The organism is Gilliamella sp. wkB112 (genome assembly GCF_001690685.1).
GTDB lineage: Bacteria > Pseudomonadota > Gammaproteobacteria > Enterobacterales > Orbaceae > Gilliamella > Gilliamella apicola_J.
Genome location: NZ_LZGL01000013.1, coordinates 82,804 through 99,453, shown reverse-complemented (window position 1 = coordinate 99,453; position 16,650 = coordinate 82,804). Strand labels below are relative to the sequence as shown.

The following is a 16,650-nucleotide window of genomic DNA, read 5'->3' as shown; positions in this document are numbered from 1 at the left end:
ACTTTTCTAAGCTAATTAAATTTTCAGTTATCCCTTCCAAATACTAGCAAATCATTTAGTAAACAGATAGAATTAATTATATAAACCTAAAAAGGATGTGGTATGAGAAAGTTTATTGGGCTTGCTTTAGCATTTACAGTACTAACTGGTTGTGTATCTCAAAAAATGGCATCAATTTACCAGATGAAAAATATTGAAATAACTCAAAATTCATCAGGTACTGATATTATAAATAAATATAGTATTTCTCGTGCAATCACTACTCTACACTCTTCGTTATCACTTTGTATTGCCCAAGAACTTGACAACAGCCCGGTCGTACTTACTAGCGAAAATTATTTTGGGTCACGTTGGTGGTCCTACTATAGTATGCCTAGCCAACAAGCGATTACCGTGAATGGTGGTGAAACAATTAAATTAGTAGAAGGTAATAATGTAGTTGCTAATGCGGTAACGGACTATCAAAATTATTCGAAATATTTTATTAGTTATACTTTAACAGCAACGCGTAATCAAAATGATATTCGTTATTTATTTAGTAATATCAAACAAGCGCAGCAATATACCGGATCAGTGGTCAATGATGGTTTTGAAAACGTAAAAACCCTTCAAAGTGCTCATCCAGACTTAGTTATTGATACACTAAACAAAGAAGTTGATAAAATTCAAGCTTGTTTATTGCGATAAGAAATGGTTAAAAAGGTATAGCCACATATTGTAAAGATCTTTCAGGTCAGCTATATGTTTCAGTATATTATTTAAGAAAATAAACTAGTCATTATTTGATATTGACTAGTTTTATTTCAATAAATATGAAGTAACTATAACTTTTAAAAAACAACTTTTAAGCAATATTCTATAGTCAAATCTTAATCTGTTTCAAAAAATACAGCTAAATCAGGATATAACATATCATTATTAATGATATAACTACCATGATCATGGCCTGCAATAATGTAACTGGAACACAACAATATTTTATCTATAATATCGACAGCTTTACGATAATGAAACTGGTGATGATCATGTTATAGAGACACAAAAGTGATTAATAAATTAATTAATTGATCCAAAGTTTCAGCTTAAATTTAATCAAATTAAGGGTTCAATTCCAGCTTTTATTAATGAAACGTTGACTAATTTGATGTCTGTGCCATAAAATCATATTGAGCGTTTAAAACAGCGCATTCATTTAACCTTTTACGTCCAAGTATGGCGCATTTAATGGGGTTAACGTACCGGCTTTTAGAACTATTAATAACTTCTTTACTCATTCAAAATAGACACCAGAACAAGCTATCAAAGAGTTAAATATGAAATTATTAGTAGTTAAAAATTAGGTAATTTGATCGATAAATTCGCATAAATTAAACAAAGTAAAGTCCAATAATTAATTGGAATAAAGAAACGACAAATTGGGGGTTGTTGTTGTAAAAATAATGAAACTTTATTATTCTTTTTTATATCCCTTCACCCCCTTCTTGTCGTTGAGTATCGGCATTTTTTTTATGTTTAAAACTTAAAATGCCTTGTTTTCCCCATCCCAAAGCGACAGTAGCAAGTTCTGTTATCGTTTTATACTCATCTTTTTCCATCAGAACTTGCGTCAACATTTGTAAATTTGTACCGACAATTACCTCGCACCCTTTTCGCTGCATAGCTAATTCAACACTAGAACGAAATGGTGAACCACCTAATAAGTCGGTTAGGAATAAGATCTCACTCTCTTTTGGTAATTGATTAATCGCATGCTGTAATTGTTCACTAAGCTCATCAGTGCTCATTTCTTGAGTAAAATCGACAGTTTTGAAATTTTCCTGTGGACCAACAATCAGCTCGGCGGCACTGTATAAACCGAAAGCAAATTGACCATGCCCCGTCAAAATAATACTAATCATATTTCACTCCTTTGCTGACTATCCCGCCACTAATATGGCGGGCGTCACTGACAACTATAAAATACCTAACCAGGATAAAAAGATGGTTAAACCAAAGGTTGCTAAAATAAGCGTAACCGGATTCACTTTACGCATACGTAAAAAGTAGAACATCACTAAAGTATATGTTAATGGTAATAAATTAGGGAAGATTTTATCAAAAAATGCTTCCTGAAAGGACATAGTGTGTCCTTCAGTAATTGCAACTTGAGCAATCACATCCAAATGAACATAGGAAGCGATCAATCCACCCACTACTGTAATACCTAAAATAGTCGCTGAACGAGAGATGACCCCCGAACTACTGCGTATTTTATCAATGGCTTTAACCCCTAAGTTATAACCTAAATGGGTCCAGACAATACGTAGAAAGAAAATACCTAAATAGATAAGAAAAAATAAAATAGGTCCTAATAAACTACCTTGACTAGCCAATGAGGCGCACACACCGGCAACAATCGGCAGTAATGTAAACCAGAATATCGCATCGCCAATCCCTGCAAGTGGGCCAAATAACGCAACTTTAAGCCCTTTAATCAGATCTCGATTCTCTTTTCTCTCTTCCAGTGAAATCAATAATCCCATTAAGAAACCAACTGTGTTAGTATTGGTATTCATAAATTCCAGATTATCTTTTAACGCTGCCGATAACGCGGGTTTATCCTTACCATAAATCTTTTTTAACAAAGATGCTTGTGCTAAAGCAAAACCGATTGCCTGCATACGTTCATAGTTGAAGCCAGCTTGTAGTATGTTGGCTCTGAACCCTAACTTTGTAATATCACCTTTAGTAAGTTTTTTATCATCATTAGATTCCATCTTGAGTATCCTCCAGAGCAGGTGTCGATGTTGCTTTTCGTTGAGAGTTGAAATACTCGTAGATTGCAAATGCAGCCCCAATTAAAGCAACTGGTAACAAGTTTTGCATTGGAATAAAGGTTACGAATAAGAATCCCACAATAAAAAAAGGCACAAATTGTACTTTTAACATTACTTTTAACAATAGACCAAAACCAACTGCTGGCAATACTCCACCGGCAACTTCAAAACCATGAGTTAACCATTCTGGCATTGATGATACAAGAGTTTGCATCAAACCTTGAGCTAAATAAGCACATAAGAAGGTCACCAGTCCATAAGTAACAGCAACGATACCAGTTAATAAACAGCACAACCTAGTAAGTCCACCTATATTGGTTTCTTCTGCATAGCGGTCAGCTTTTTGCATAAAGAACGAGAACATAGAGTAGTAAAAAAGAATAATATATTGCATCAAAAAACTAAATGGTAAACCAAGACCAATAGCAGTTTTGGCATCAACACCTGTTGAGTGGGCGATTACAGTAGTCATAATCCCTGCCATAACCGGATTAGGTGGCTGGGTACCACCAATTGGAGTAAGCCCAGTAAATGCTAATTCGGTCAATGCGCCAGTAATTAAACCTGTTTGCACATCACCTAAAATAATACCGGTCAAGGTACAAACGATAAGTGGTCTAAAAATATAGAGGGTCTCTAACCAAAAATCGATACCGACTACCAAAGCCATAATCGATAACATTATGCCTTGTATCAACGTGATATCATTCATATAACAACCTCGCTGTTACTGATTTTTTAATAAACTCTCAAGGCTATCTTTTCTATCGCCCGGAGTATCTTGTACAAATATATCATTTACTTTTATCATAATGGCTTTAAAGTCGGTGACATCTTTATCATCAACATAAACTTTTTTAGTTAATGCTTTTTTACCTTCTGAAAAATGCATATTACCAACGTTAATACTGTGAATCGGTACACCACCTTCGACTAAGGTTCTGGCATCTTTTGGCGTTTTACACACAATAAAGATTTTTTGCGACGGTGAAGCTTTGGCAATAATGTCGATAGTTTTTTGTAAGGTAAAAAAACGAATTCCTACCCCAACAGATTCAGCAGTCATTGACATGAGTTCTTGTTGTAATTTATCTTCTGCTGCGACATTATCTGCAACAACTAATAAATTAGCACCCAATGCACTTGTCCAAGCCATCGCAACTTGCCCATGAACCAGACGGTTATCAATTCGCAGTAAAAGAATATTGGGATCTGCCATATGTAATCTCCTCTTTAGCTACTTCAAGTAGATATATATACTTCCATCATTGAAGTTGCTGTTTTTTAGAACAGTATTGCCTGTAGGTTGGTTTTAAAGGCATTCCGCGGCCCTGCGTCATAGTCGGATGCTGCCCAGCTAAAAGAATAAACTTATCAACACCACATTCACTAAAACAATTTCAATGTTAATGAGTATAGGTTAAATAATTTGTAAAGCTTAAGGATAGCATTGTGAATTAGTTTAAATAATTTGTAAAGCTTAAGGATAGCATTGTGAATTAGTTTAAATAATTTGTAAAGATTAAAGGTAACATTGTGAAATATATTTCTTAACGATTTATAAAATTTGAATTGGAATGTATTAATTTTGTAATATATTCATTCCACTTGAAGATATAATTTTAGTTAAAGTATAAATTTGACATCAGTTATAAGAGGTTTACAGTCTTAGCCTCCATTTTTTATAAGGAAACTTTACGCCTTTAAGAATAACTCGGTTTTTAAATATAGTTATTGATACATATATCTCGATTATCGTCGGTCACAGGCCTACTAATAAAACATTTCGACGTTGAATCAAAGGGGCTATTTTCTAGCCAGTTCAGTAAAAAATTATGCTGCTGTAAAGAAAGTATAAATTTAAGTTTATGTCGTCTCGCATAAAAATCATGTTGTTCGAAACTAATCTTTTGAAAACCATACCAATTAGGAAAATCCATAATATTCTAATTACCTTGTAAAATATAGCCAAACTCTATGATTATACTGCATTTAAAGAAAGTAAACCCTCTTCTATTCTAGTTTTGCTTCCAATCAATCACTCAAACGAAGCCAATGCAAGCTTCGGTGTTTTATCACAACTAACATTCCCTTTGGCTGAAGCTGGATATTATGTTTTCCCTGTTAATCTAGCCAATGAAGTTTTTAAACAAAATGGCTTAACAGTGGCTAATGATATTCATTCTGTAAATTTAGCTAAATTAAGAGAAACCTTTAATACTGATGCAGTCTTGTATATAAATATCAAAGATTATGGTACTAATTATCAATTAGTTCAAAGTGATACCCGAGTAACATTAGAAGCTAAATTAGTTGATGCTCGTACAGTTAAACTACTTTGGACTGGCACCGCCACTGCTTCTAGCCTCGAAACCCAACAAACAAGTGGCAATTTGTTTTCAATGTTAATTTCTGCTGCTATTACTCAAATTAGTGATTCCATTAGGGATCGTAGTGTTGCAATTTCAGCTTTATCAGCAACAAGACTATTTACTCCTAATCCATTAAAATCTAATGGTATTCTATATGGTCCTTATGCCCAAAAAAGTAGTTCTAATTAAATCGATATTTATTTGAAATATAATAGATAACTGATAAATAATAAAACTAAGGCGGTAAATATTACCGCCTTAGTTTCTATTCATATTATTATAAATTTTACACATTGTTAATTTATATACATACATGCTTTTTTAGCTAAAAAGTATTTTCTTATCAAGAATAACTCAACATATATTAGAACTAAATAAAAATCATAGTAGTTAAATATTATTTTTCCATTGTTATCTCATCTAATGACAAACTAAAACTAGGTACAAATACATCTAAAAAATAATCCATTTCGGAACTAGCTCTCTCTGATAATGTTTTTTTTAAACGTTGTTCTGCTAATTTGAATTCTTTGTTACCAGCACTTAATTCTTCAATAGTTTTTAGGTAAGCACATAATGCATCAGCTTGTTTAACAATATTTTTTTCATCTTCAGTATAAAAATCATCATCAATTAATGTTCTAAAGTCATCTTGTAATTCTTTAGGTAACATATTAATAAGCTTATTTTGAGCGATCTTTTCTATCTTTTTATATTCAGAAGTTATTTGTGGATTATAATATTTAGTTGGTGTCGGTAAATCGCCAGTCAATACTTCTGATGCATCATGGTACATTGCCAATAGAGCTATCCGTTCAGGATTAACTTTACCATTAAAACGTTTATTTTTTATAATTGCTAAAGCATGTGCTACAAAAGCCACTTGTAAGCTATGTTCTGATACATTCTCAATTATAACATTACGCATTAAAGGCCAACGGTTAATTAACTTCAGGCGTGATAAATGAGCAAAAAAATGACTTTTATTCATATATAACTCTCTACGATTATAAAAATAAAAAAACGCTTCCATTGTTAATGGAAGCGTTTATAAATAAATTTTCTTTAATAAAAAAATTTACGCTAATACAAGCTGCTGAGTGCTTAAAGCAACAGGAACCGTTTGTTCTTCTGTAAACGTTACAAATTCCCAAGCATCTTGTTTTGCTAATAATGCCTGTAATAACTGATTATTAAGTGCATGACCTGACTTATAACAAACCACTTCACCAATCATATTATGGCCACTCATGTATAAATCACCAATAGTATCAAGCATTTTATGACGTACAAATTCATCTTCAAAACGCAAACCATCTTCATTCAATACTTTATAATCATCCACTACAATAGCACAATCTAAACTACCACCTAAACATAATCCTTTTGACTGTAAAGCTTCAATGTCACGCATAAAGCCAAAAGTTCTTGCTCGGCTGATCTGACGAATAAAAGATTCTGATGAAAAATCAAGTTGATAACGTTGCGAACTATTATCAATAGCAGGATGTTGGAAATCTATAGTGAAATCTAGTCTAAAACCGCTATATGGTCTAACTTCTGCCCATTTATCACCGTTTTCAACACGCACAGTTTCTTTGATTCGAATGAATTTTTTTAATGCATTTTGTTCAGTAATACCTGCATCAAGTAGTAAATAAACAAAAGGGCTTGCACTACCATCCATAATCGGGATTTCTGGTGCATTAACTTCAATAATAATATTATCAATACCTAATCCAGCTAATGCAGAATTAATATGTTCAACAGTTGAAATGCGAACATTATCCTCATTAACTAAACAAGTACAAAGCATAGTATCACGTACTGATTTTGCATCGACAGGGAAATCAACACAAGGTTCTAAATCGGTACGACGATATATAACACCTGTATTTTCAGGTGCAGGACGCAACGTTAAAGTAACCTTTTTGCCGGTATGCAAACCAACACCAGTTGCTTGTATTGTCTTTTTCAATGTTCTTTGTTTCACTTTGCACCTACTTTTCTATTTGTTTCTACTGTTATATGACAATAAAAATTCAAATAAGTTCAATCTTAGTTCGCCTGTTTACGGATAAAAGCAGGAATATCTAAAATTTTATTTTCCTCAAGAGGAGATATAACTTGTTCATTCACTACTTTAGCCAATTTTTCTTCTTGTTGTCCTATCGGATTACTTTGACTAAATAATGAATTTTGAGGAACAGATTTAGTAATTTTAGCCTCAGGGCGTTTTTCCATTCCAATACCTGTTGCAACTACTGTAACTCGAATTTCATCTGACATGTCAGGATCAAAAGTAGTACCAACAACAACAGTTGCATTATCAGAAGCAAAAGCTCGAACAGTACTACCTACAGTTTCGAACTCTTCTAAACCAAGATCTAAACCTGCGGTTACATTAACTAAGACTCCACGAGCACCTGATAAATCAATATCTTCTAGCAATGGACTTGAAATTGCCATTTCAGCTGCTTCTTCTGCTCGATTATCTCCACTAGCACGACCTGAACCCATCATAGCATATCCCATTTCCGACATCACTGTTCTTACATCAGCGAAGTCCACATTAATATGCCCTGGTTTGGTAATTAATTCGGCAATGCCTTGCACGGCACCTTTTAAAACTCCATTGGCTGCTGCAAAAGCATCTAATAATTTAACACCTCGACCCAACACTTTTAATAATTTATCATTTGGGATTGTGATAAGTGAGTCAACATGCTTGGCTAATTCAGCAATACCTTGCTCAGCAAAAGCCATACGCTTCTTACCTTCAAAACCGAACGGTTTAGTTACTACCGCTACAGTCAAAATTCCTAATTCTTTAGCTATTTCCGCAACAACTGGAGCCGCACCAGTACCTGTACCACCACCCATTCCTGCCGCGATAAACACCATGTCAGCGCCTTCAATCGCGCTACGAATAACTTCGCGATCTTCTTCAGCTGAATTCCTACCCACTTCTGGATTAGCACCAGCACCAAGTCCTTTTGTAACATTAGTACCGATTTGGATAGTTTGACCAACCTTAATTCTTTTTAAAGCTTGTGCATCTGTATTTGCCGCAAAAAACTCTACTCCTTCGATGTGTTCAGCAATCATATGCTCAACCGCATTACCACCGCCACCACCGACACCAATAACTTTAATGACTGCTGCTGGTTCATCATCTGCAACCATAGGCTCAAACATAACTTATCTCCAAATTTACGATCTTAGGACATTGTACAGATAACCGTCGACAATGTCCACGAAGTTCTTGAAATATATTAGCTAAAATTCTTTTTTAAACCACCCTGTCAAACGTTTAGCTATCCCTTTTAATGATGACTTATTGCTATCTTTAGCATCATCATTCAATAAACTTTGTTTTCCGTAATGCAATAAACCTACCGCCGTTGAACAATAAGGTTTCTGCACATAATCAGTTAATCCTGAAATATTCAATGGTTGCCCAACACGCACTTGATTCTGAAAGACTTTTTCTGCACACTCTACCATGCCTTTAATTTGCGCCGCACCACCGGTTAACACAATACCTGCTGCTAATTGGTATTTGACATTTTGTTTTTTTAGTTCATCTTGCAAAGTTAACAATTCTTTTTGCACTAATGACAATAACTCTGAATAACGAGGTTCAATTACATCAGCAAGCGTTTGCCTTTGTAAAGATCGTGATGGCCGACCACCAACGCTTGGCACATCAATCACTTCATCCTTACCAATTAACGATCCTACTGCACAGCCATAGCGAATTTTTATATTTTCAGCATCCATTGGTGGTGCACCAAATGCATAAGCGATATCACTGGTTACCACATTACCGGCATAGGGAATCACCACTGAATGGCGTAAAGCTCCACCAGTATAAACAGTAACATCCATTGTACCACCACCCATATCGATTACACACACACCAAGCTCTTTTTCATCATCAGTTAACACGGCATCGCTAGAAGCCAGGCCAGAAAAAATGAGTTGATCCACTTTTAAGCCACAACGTTCAACTGCCTTTACAATATTTCTAGCCATATCATTGTGGCAGGTAACTAAATGAACTTTAGCTTTCATTCTAACGCCAGAAAGACCTATTGGATTTTTAATACCTTCTTGCAAATCAATAGAATACTCTTGTGCTATCACATGTAATATGCGGTGTTCATCTAGAATTCTAACTGATTTGGCGGTATGTACAACATTCTCAACATCTTCTGCTGTAACTTCTTCTTCAGAAATTGGCACCATACCTATTTCATTTTGACAACGAATATGTTTTCCAGAAAGACTTAAATAAACAGAAGAAATTTGACAATCGGCCATTAATTCAGCTTGATCAATCGCACGTTGGATAGATTTAACTACTGACTCAAGATCATTAACACCACCTTTATCTACACCTTTGGATGGGCAGTGACCTACTCCAATGATATTAACAATACCATCCGGCAAAACTTCACCAACCAGTGCAAGTACTTTTGATGTACCGACTTCTAGACCAACAACCAATTTTTTCTCTGTTGCTTTCATACTTCAGCCTTTATTCTTTCCTTACTGCATTATTTTTTCTCTTTGTACTGAAATACCATTTTCATAACGTAAATCAGCTACCACTATTCTTTCATTTGCTGGCATTCTTAATTGAATTTCAGGAAATAATTTAATAAATTGTTGATATCGTTGCTCAATATCCTCAGTTCCTAACATTAACTTTATTTCTTGATTTTCAAGACAAAATCCAGCAATACATTGTTTTACCATTAATTGCCAAGCATTACGTTCATCAGTCTGTGCAGCTTTAATCTGTAGTGCTAATTGACTATTAGCGAGTTTTTTAGAAAGATCATTTAATTTATGATACGTTTCTAATACAGTTTTTGCTTTACCTTCTGGCCCATAAAGCCTTGGTAATTGTATTTCAGCAATACGATCTAGTGGGATACTGAACACATTGCCATACATATCAAGCAAAAATAGATCATTCCAATAAAAAGCAGGTTTATATTCTTCAATATAAACAATCAATCTATCTGGCCACTGTTTACGTACACTAGCCTGCTTTACCCATGGAAATCTTAAAACTTCTTGCTGTATATCATCAACATCTTGCCCTATATAAGTATTAGGTAATCCCAACCCTAAAATTGCATTACGTATATCATCTTCGGTTGTAAATGTGTGTTCACCATTTAAAATTAATTGTGATAATACCATTTGTTCTGGATTATCCATCCAATTTTTTACACTTTTAACAACCCAAATACTAATTAAAGTTATCGCAATAAAGAACAAAAATCCTATTAATTGTTCTTTACTACGAAAGAAAAGCAGCCGTCTTCTGTTTTTATCTTCTCGCCTTTGTGCTGCTTGTCTAACTTGTCTCATATAAATAGAGCCATTTATACTGTTGCCAAATTTAAAATGCGACTAACAAGATCACTAAATGACCACCCATATTGTTTCGCCGCCATTGGTACCAAACTATGATCTGTCATACCTGGTGCTGTATTAACTTCAAGTAAATATGGTTCTTGATTAGCATCAAACATAATATCTACTCGCCCCCAACCTCTACAACCGACAGCTTTATACGCATCTAAAGCTAATTTACGAATTTGTTGTTCTTTATCATCAGGTAAACCACTTGGACAAAAATATTGAGTTGAATCTGACAAGTATTTAGCATCATAATCATAAAAATTAGCAGCTGGTTTAATAAAAATTGATGGTAAAACTTGTTCACCAACAATAGCTACCGTAAATTCCGGACCAGCTAAAAAGGATTCAACCATTACATTATTATCATATTTAAAAGCAAGCTCAATAGCGGCATGTAGTTCATCTGCTTTATTAACTCGCGTCATACCAACACTTGAACCTTCATGGCTAGGTTTAACAAATAATGGTAATCCTAATTGGTTGATGATTGAATCAACATTGAAAGGTTGATTTTTATCTACCATAATAAAATCAGCTATAGGTAAACCAAGAGCCTTCCAAATTAACTTAGTTTTTAGTTTATCCATAGTCAGTGCTGATGATAAAACATCACTACCAGTATAAGGAATATTTTGATAAGTTAAAATTGCTTGCACAGTTCCATCCTCACCACCTCTACCATGCAAAATTACAAAAGCCTTTGTGAAACCTTCTTTTTTTAAATTTGTTATTGGATGATCTTTAGTATCAATAAGATGTGCATCTACACCATTTGCTAATAATCCTGTCAATACCGCTTTACCCGATTTAAGCGACACTTCTCGCTCAGCTGAAGTACCGCCATACAAAATAGCAACTTTATCCTTCATTATAGTTCCTCTTTTGAAAACAAATGAGCATTAGCTAACTGACGAGCTATACGGCTAACACTACCAGCACCTTGAGTCAACAATAAATCATTACCGTGCAAAATCTCTTTCATGATTTCAGGTAATTGTTCCAAGTCCGAAATATAAATTGGATCCACTTTACCTCGATTACGAATAGACCGACATAAAGAACGACTATCAGCACCAGCAATTGGTTGTTCGCCAGCGGAATAGACATCTAACATTACTAATGCATCAACTTGTGACAGCACTTGCGCAAAATCATCAAATAAATCTCGCGTTCTGGTATATCTATGTGGTTGAAAAAGCATAACTAAACGCCTTTCAGGCCAGCCATTTTTTGCTGCCTGAATTGTAGCATTAACTTCACTAGGATGATGGCCATAATCATCAACCATCATAATATCGCCACCATTAAAATGAGGGAAAAATCCTATTAAGTCAAAGCGGCGACTAGTGCCCGCAAATTTAGCCAAAGCATTAATAATTGACTCATCATCAATACCATCTTCAGTGGCAGCAATAATTGCTGCAGCAGAATTTAAAGCATTATGTTTACCGGGCGCATTTAATTCTATCTTTAAATCATTATGGTTTGGCCGTGAAACAGTATAGTAGCTGATACCACGTTCTTGACGATAATTTTTAATAATGACGTCCGCTTCTTCACTGAAACCATAAGTAATCACTTTTCGCCCAACAATTGGTAATAACTCACGATTAATTGGATCGTCATAACACATAACAGCTAAGCCATAAAAAGGTAAATTACGTAAAAAAGAAATAAATGTTTGTTTAAGGTTTTCTACATTACCTTGATAAGTATCCATATGGTCAGGTTCGATATTAGTTACAATAGAAACCATCGGTTGTAAGTGAAGAAATGATGCATCACTTTCATCCGCTTCCGCGATAAAATATCGACTAGTTCCTAATTGCGCATGAGTACCTGCAGCCTTAACTAAACCACCATTAACAAAAGTTGGATCAAGTTTAGCTTCAGCATAAATAGCTGTGACCATAGCGGTTGTTGTGGTTTTACCATGTGTCCCTGCAATAGCAATACCATAGCGAAAACGCATCAATTCAGCTAACATTTCCGCGCGTTGAATTACTGGGATACGTGCCTCTCGAGCTGCAACTACTTCTATATTATCTTGAGAAATAGCAGAAGAAATAACTACGACACTTGAATTGTATATATTTTCAGCCGAGTGACCAATTACAATTTTTGCTCCTAAGGTTTCTAAATGCTGAGTAACTGCATTCTCAGCAATATCTGAACCACTTATTTCATAACCTTCATTAGCTAGAACTTCGGCAATTCCCCCCATTCCCGCACCACCAATACCAACAAAATGGATATGTTTAACACGTTTCATTTCGGGAATAATTGCTCTTATTTTAGCTAATTCCTTTGTATTCACTATCTAACCTCTACTTTATTTCTGTTATTGTTTTAGAGTTTTTTGTTTTATTAGTTATTTAATAAAATTTATATCACTTTGTTATGTTTTATAATTTACCAAAACATATAGTTAACCTGAAACATCTTGACAAGATTATTACACAAAGTCATATCAAAAACTAACTATTTTATCACTGAATTCAGTATTTCTGCTACCCTTTCAGTTGAATTATTAATCGATAAACTTTTAGCTTTTGCTGCCATTATTGCTAATTGTTCTCTATCTAAGTTTATTAGTAGATTTTCCAGTGATTCAACATTAAAATCAGGTTGTTCTATAATTCTAGCTGCTCCAACATCAGCTAATGATTTCGCATTCCAAAATTGTTGGCGATCTTTATGCATGAATGGAACAAAAATAGCTCCAATGCCAACTATTTCTATCTCGCTAACTGTTAGTGCTCCACTACGACAAATGACTATATCTGCCCAACTATATGCTTCGGCTACATCTGAAATAAATTCCGTTACCTTATTATTGACCATATCGCAATTTTTATAAGATTCCAAAACCGAAGTTAACATTCCTTTACCTGTTTGATGCCATACAGCATACTTATTGCCTAATTTAGTTATCACTTGAGGTACAATGTCATTAATAATCTTTGCACCTTGGCTACCACCCATGACTAAAATTCTTATTGGTCCTTGTCGATCTTTAAACCGTTGCTCTGGTTCAGCAACAGTCAAAAGATCCTCACGGACGGGATTACCCACCACTTCAGCATTAGGAAATGCAGATGGAAATGCTTGTAAAACTTTAGTAGCAATCTTTGCTATATATTTATTAGTTAACCCCGCAACTCCATTTTGTTCATGTAAAACGATTGGAATGCCAAGTGTTTTAGCTGCAATTCCACCTGGGCCTGAAACATATCCTCCCATGCCTAAAACAACATCAGGACGATAAGATTTTAATATTTTTCTTGCTTGAAAAACTGCTTTTAAAATTTTATACGGCGCTTTTAACAACGCAATCTTACCTTTACCTCGTAAACCAGATATTTCAATAAAATCAATATCAATACCATTATCAGGGACTAAATGTGCTTCCATCCTATCGGCTGTGCCAAGCCATCTGACTTGCCAACCTTGTTTCATTAAATAATGTGCAACAGCAATACCCGGAAAAACATGGCCACCAGTACCACCCGCCATCACTAATAATTTTTTCATTATTTTATTAACCTTATTCTTGCTTGTGCTTGTTTTTGTCTAAATTCAAAATCTATTCTAAGTAAAATGGCAACTGCAACACTCATTACAATTAAACTTGAACCACCATAACTAATGAATGGTAATGTTAAACCTTTGGTTGGTAGCATCCCAGAAGTTACACCAACATTAACAAAGGTTTGAAATCCGAACCAAATACCAATTTGACATGCTAAATAACCAGAAAATTGTAAACCTTCATTTAAGGCTCGATAACCGATTGCCAACGCTTTAAAAGTTAAGAAAAATAGTAGAGCTAATAAAGCAAGAATTCCAATATATCCATATTCCTCAGAAATTATCGAAAATATAAAATCGGTGTGACATTCTGGTAAATAACCTAACTTCAGGATCGAATTTCCCATGCCTTGACCTGATACCCCACCACTGCCTATAGCCATCAATGAAGCAACTAACTGATATCCAGACCCTGTCGCATCTTGCCATGGATCAAGAAATGTCAACAATCTAGTTAAACGATAAGATTCATATAAAATTAGCGTAATTACGGCTGCAAAACCAGCTAACAAAATAGCTACAAATTGCCATAATTTAGCACCAGCAATAAATAAAATACCAATAGTTACCATAAACAGAACAATAACTGTACCTAAATCTGGTTGTAAGAGTAATAAAATAGAAAGAATAGCCATAACTACCATTGGCTTAAAAAATCCCCAAAAACCACTTTTGACTTCTTCTGATTTCCGAGCTAAGTAACCGGCTAAAAATAAAAATAAGGCTAATTTTGATAATTCTGCAGGTTGGAAGTTAAATACTCCTAACGGAATCCAACGTGCAGCTCCATTAATTGAGGAACCTATACCTAATACGGCAACTAACATAATAATAGCGATTATTAACAGCACGGTTGCAAACTGTTGCCAACGTTCAATTGGAATATAAAGAGTAATAAACATTAAAAACAAGGAAATACCAATTTGAATCAATTCACGTTGAGTATAGAAAAAAGGGTTACTTTCGCTAAACGACATTGACGCTGAGGTCACCATTATTAGACCAAATATCATTAATCCTAATACTGTCCAAAGCAATTGATTATCAAATGGAATATGTGGATTAACTTGTTTTTTTAGTAAAAAGAGTGTCATAGTTCACTCCTTGAAGTAAATTGTTTAGCAAGCTTCGCAAATTGATTTCCTCGCTCAACATAATTCTTAAACTGATCCAAACTTGCACAAGCCGGTGAAAGTAATACTATATCTTCAGTAACGACTTTATTTGCAATAATTTCGATGGCTTCAGCAAGTGTTTCAGTAATAGTTGTAATGTTAGGTGCTAATTTAGCAAGAAGTATGCGATCTCTACCAAAACAAAAAATTTCAAGTTTTCTATTTTTTAGATAAGGAATTAATGGTGAAAAATCTGCTGATTTGCCATCGCCTCCAAGCAATAGAAATAACTTACCATTACAAACTATACTATTTAAGGCTGCTTCTGTACTACCGACATTAGTTGCCTTAGAATCATTAATCCATTTCACACCATTTTTTTCTAATACTAATTCAAAACGATGCGGCAATCCTTGAAATGTAGCAATAGTTGCTAAACTCGACTCTCTAGGAATCATTAACTTATCAGCAATTGCTAAGGCAGCTAATGCATTAAGATAATTATGACAACCAATTAGTTTTAATGTTTTAGTGGCTAATACTGGTTGTTCTTGAGCAACCAAATAATCATAATGAGTATCTAAATGATAATCACCTTTTTGTAAACCAAATGAAGTTATATTTTTATGATTATCTGTAGGGATAGTTAATTTATCATCATGATTAATAATACAATATTTTGCATTAATGTAGATACGTTGTTTAGCTTGTACATATTGCATTAAACCCTGTGGATATCGATCCATATGATCTTCTGAGATGTTCAAAATTGTCGCTACTGTTGCGTTTAAACTATACGTTGTTTCTAGTTGAAAACTGGACAGTTCCAGAACGTAGACATCACATTCTTGAGTTAATAACTTTAAAGCTGGCTGCCCAATATTGCCGCCAACAGCAACGTTAATATCTGCAGATTTAATTATTTCACCAACTAAAGAAGTTACAGTAGTTTTACCATTTGCGCCAGTAATAGCAACAATTTTTTTATTACCTTGCAGATTAACTTCACGACAAAAAAGTTCTACATCACCAACAATTTCTATACCTTTTTCTGCGGCTTTTTGTAACTCTGGTGTAGATAATGCAATACCAGGGCTGACCACAATTAAATCGGCTTCAAGTAACCAATCAGTATTTAATCCACCTAAATGATAAACAATACGTTTATCTAGAAGTTCTAATCCAGATGGTGATGATCTAGTATCTATTACTTTAGGAATCACTTCTTGAGCAAGAAAATAATCGATACAGGAAAGTCCTGTAATACCTAATCCAATAATAACGATATTTTTGCCCTGATAATTAATCATGATT

16 protein-coding genes are annotated in these 16,650 nt (G+C 34.4%); 2 read left to right on the top strand and 14 right to left on the bottom strand.

The genetic code is table 11. The features are described 5' to 3' along the window. The first annotated feature begins 102 nt into the window (after positions 1-102). On the top strand, positions 103-687 hold the full coding sequence (locus A9G12_RS05295; protein ID WP_065564830.1) for a hypothetical protein: 585 nt from the start codon (positions 103-105) through the stop codon (positions 685-687). Between the two features lie 773 nt (positions 688-1,460). Here A9G12_RS05295 and agaF read toward each other — a convergent pair. Genes agaF through agaB form a run of 4 tightly spaced genes read right to left on the bottom strand, consistent with a single transcriptional unit; the run spans position 1,461 to position 4,035 of the window. After that, positions 1,461-1,898, bottom strand: a complete 438-nt coding sequence (agaF, locus tag A9G12_RS05290) for a PTS galactosamine/N-acetylgalactosamine transporter subunit IIA (RefSeq protein ID WP_065564829.1) — start codon at positions 1,896-1,898, stop codon at positions 1,461-1,463. 54 nt (positions 1,899-1,952) lie between these two features. Then, a complete protein-coding gene (agaD, locus tag A9G12_RS05285; protein ID WP_065564828.1) occupies positions 1,953-2,756 on the bottom strand; it encodes a PTS galactosamine transporter subunit IID in 804 nt (267 codons plus the stop codon). Then, positions 2,746-3,528 (bottom strand): PTS galactosamine transporter subunit IIC, encoded by a 783-nt coding sequence (agaC, locus tag A9G12_RS05280; protein WP_065564827.1) that lies wholly within the window; start codon positions 3,526-3,528, stop codon positions 2,746-2,748. Before agaC ends, agaD begins: the two co-directional genes overlap by 11 nt. Before the next feature lie 15 nt (positions 3,529-3,543). Continuing rightward, entirely contained in the window at positions 3,544-4,035 is a 492-nt protein-coding gene (gene agaB / locus A9G12_RS05275; RefSeq protein ID WP_065564826.1) for a PTS galactosamine transporter subunit IIB, read from the bottom strand. Positions 4,036-4,780: 745 nt separating this feature from the next. On the opposite strand from agaB, the gene A9G12_RS05270 reads away from it, so the two are divergent. Beyond that, entirely contained in the window at positions 4,781-5,377 is a 597-nt protein-coding gene (locus tag A9G12_RS05270; RefSeq protein ID WP_141674109.1) for a DUF799 domain-containing protein, read from the top strand. Between the two features lie 208 nt (positions 5,378-5,585). Here the strand turns inward: A9G12_RS05270 and yfbR are convergent, their stop codons facing one another. The 10 genes from yfbR to murD all read right to left on the bottom strand — a co-directional run bounded on the left by yfbR (position 5,586) and on the right by murD (position 16,646). After that, complete coding sequence (gene yfbR / locus A9G12_RS05265; RefSeq protein WP_065564825.1) at positions 5,586-6,179, bottom strand: 5'-deoxynucleotidase; 594 nt, start codon at positions 6,177-6,179, stop codon at positions 5,586-5,588. An 87-nt stretch (positions 6,180-6,266) separates the two neighbouring features. Then, positions 6,267-7,181: a UDP-3-O-acyl-N-acetylglucosamine deacetylase gene (lpxC, locus tag A9G12_RS05260; RefSeq protein WP_065564824.1), complete on the bottom strand. Its 915-nt coding sequence runs from the start codon at positions 7,179-7,181 to the stop codon at positions 6,267-6,269. A 65-nt stretch (positions 7,182-7,246) separates the two neighbouring features. After that, positions 7,247-8,386: a cell division protein FtsZ gene (ftsZ, locus tag A9G12_RS05255; RefSeq protein WP_065564823.1), complete on the bottom strand. Its 1,140-nt coding sequence runs from the start codon at positions 8,384-8,386 to the stop codon at positions 7,247-7,249. An 81-nt stretch (positions 8,387-8,467) separates the two neighbouring features. Beyond that, a complete protein-coding gene (gene ftsA / locus A9G12_RS05250; RefSeq protein WP_065564822.1) occupies positions 8,468-9,721 on the bottom strand; it encodes a cell division protein FtsA in 1,254 nt (417 codons plus the stop codon). Between the two features lie 21 nt (positions 9,722-9,742). Then, the gene (locus tag A9G12_RS05245; RefSeq protein WP_065564821.1) at positions 9,743-10,576 is read right to left on the bottom strand and encodes an FtsQ-type POTRA domain-containing protein; all 834 of its coding nucleotides are present in this window, start codon (positions 10,574-10,576) and stop codon (positions 9,743-9,745) included. Positions 10,577-10,590: 14 nt separating this feature from the next. Next, positions 10,591-11,499 (bottom strand): D-alanine--D-alanine ligase, encoded by a 909-nt coding sequence (locus A9G12_RS05240; protein WP_065564820.1) that lies wholly within the window; start codon positions 11,497-11,499, stop codon positions 10,591-10,593. After that, positions 11,499-12,947 carry a UDP-N-acetylmuramate--L-alanine ligase gene (gene murC / locus A9G12_RS05235; protein ID WP_065564819.1) on the bottom strand — a complete coding sequence of 483 codons (1,449 nt, stop codon included), beginning with the start codon at positions 12,945-12,947 and terminating at the stop codon, positions 11,499-11,501. Before murC ends, A9G12_RS05240 begins: the two co-directional genes overlap by 1 nt. Before the next feature lie 164 nt (positions 12,948-13,111). Continuing rightward, positions 13,112-14,164 (bottom strand): undecaprenyldiphospho-muramoylpentapeptide beta-N-acetylglucosaminyltransferase, encoded by a 1,053-nt coding sequence (gene murG, locus A9G12_RS05230; protein WP_065564818.1) that lies wholly within the window; start codon positions 14,162-14,164, stop codon positions 13,112-13,114. Next, positions 14,164-15,315, bottom strand: coding sequence for a cell division protein FtsW (ftsW, locus tag A9G12_RS05225; RefSeq protein ID WP_065564817.1), 1,152 nt, complete (start codon positions 15,313-15,315; stop codon positions 14,164-14,166). Before ftsW ends, murG begins: the two co-directional genes overlap by 1 nt. Continuing rightward, the gene (murD, locus tag A9G12_RS05220; RefSeq protein ID WP_065564816.1) at positions 15,312-16,646 is read right to left on the bottom strand and encodes a UDP-N-acetylmuramoyl-L-alanine--D-glutamate ligase; all 1,335 of its coding nucleotides are present in this window, start codon (positions 16,644-16,646) and stop codon (positions 15,312-15,314) included. The genes ftsW and murD overlap by 4 nt, the downstream gene beginning before the upstream one ends. Positions 16,647-16,650: the final 4 nt, after the last annotated feature.

What these genes read in the sequence shown, in the direction of transcription:
- A9G12_RS05295 (WP_065564830.1), top strand. Translation starts at nt 103, where the DNA reads ATGAGAAAGTTTATTGGGCTTGCTTTAGCATTTACAGTACTAACTGGT.
- agaF (WP_065564829.1), bottom strand. Translation starts at nt 1,898, where the DNA reads ATGATTAGTATTATTTTGACGGGGCATGGTCAATTTGCTTTCGGTTTA.
- agaD (WP_065564828.1), bottom strand. Translation starts at nt 2,756, where the DNA reads ATGGAATCTAATGATGATAAAAAACTTACTAAAGGTGATATTACAAAG.
- agaC (WP_065564827.1), bottom strand. Translation starts at nt 3,528, where the DNA reads ATGAATGATATCACGTTGATACAAGGCATAATGTTATCGATTATGGCT.
- agaB (WP_065564826.1), bottom strand. Translation starts at nt 4,035, where the DNA reads ATGGCAGATCCCAATATTCTTTTACTGCGAATTGATAACCGTCTGGTT.
- yfbR (WP_065564825.1), bottom strand. Translation starts at nt 6,179, where the DNA reads ATGAATAAAAGTCATTTTTTTGCTCATTTATCACGCCTGAAGTTAATT.
- ftsZ (WP_065564823.1), bottom strand. Translation starts at nt 8,386, where the DNA reads ATGTTTGAGCCTATGGTTGCAGATGATGAACCAGCAGCAGTCATTAAA.
- ftsA (WP_065564822.1), bottom strand. Translation starts at nt 9,721, where the DNA reads ATGAAAGCAACAGAGAAAAAATTGGTTGTTGGTCTAGAAGTCGGTACA.
- A9G12_RS05245 (WP_065564821.1), bottom strand. Translation starts at nt 10,576, where the DNA reads ATGAGACAAGTTAGACAAGCAGCACAAAGGCGAGAAGATAAAAACAGA.
- A9G12_RS05240 (WP_065564820.1), bottom strand. Translation starts at nt 11,499, where the DNA reads ATGAAGGATAAAGTTGCTATTTTGTATGGCGGTACTTCAGCTGAGCGA.
- murG (WP_065564818.1), bottom strand. Translation starts at nt 14,164, where the DNA reads ATGAAAAAATTATTAGTGATGGCGGGTGGTACTGGTGGCCATGTTTTT.
- ftsW (WP_065564817.1), bottom strand. Translation starts at nt 15,315, where the DNA reads ATGACACTCTTTTTACTAAAAAAACAAGTTAATCCACATATTCCATTT.
- murD (WP_065564816.1), bottom strand. Translation starts at nt 16,646, where the DNA reads ATGATTAATTATCAGGGCAAAAATATCGTTATTATTGGATTAGGTATT.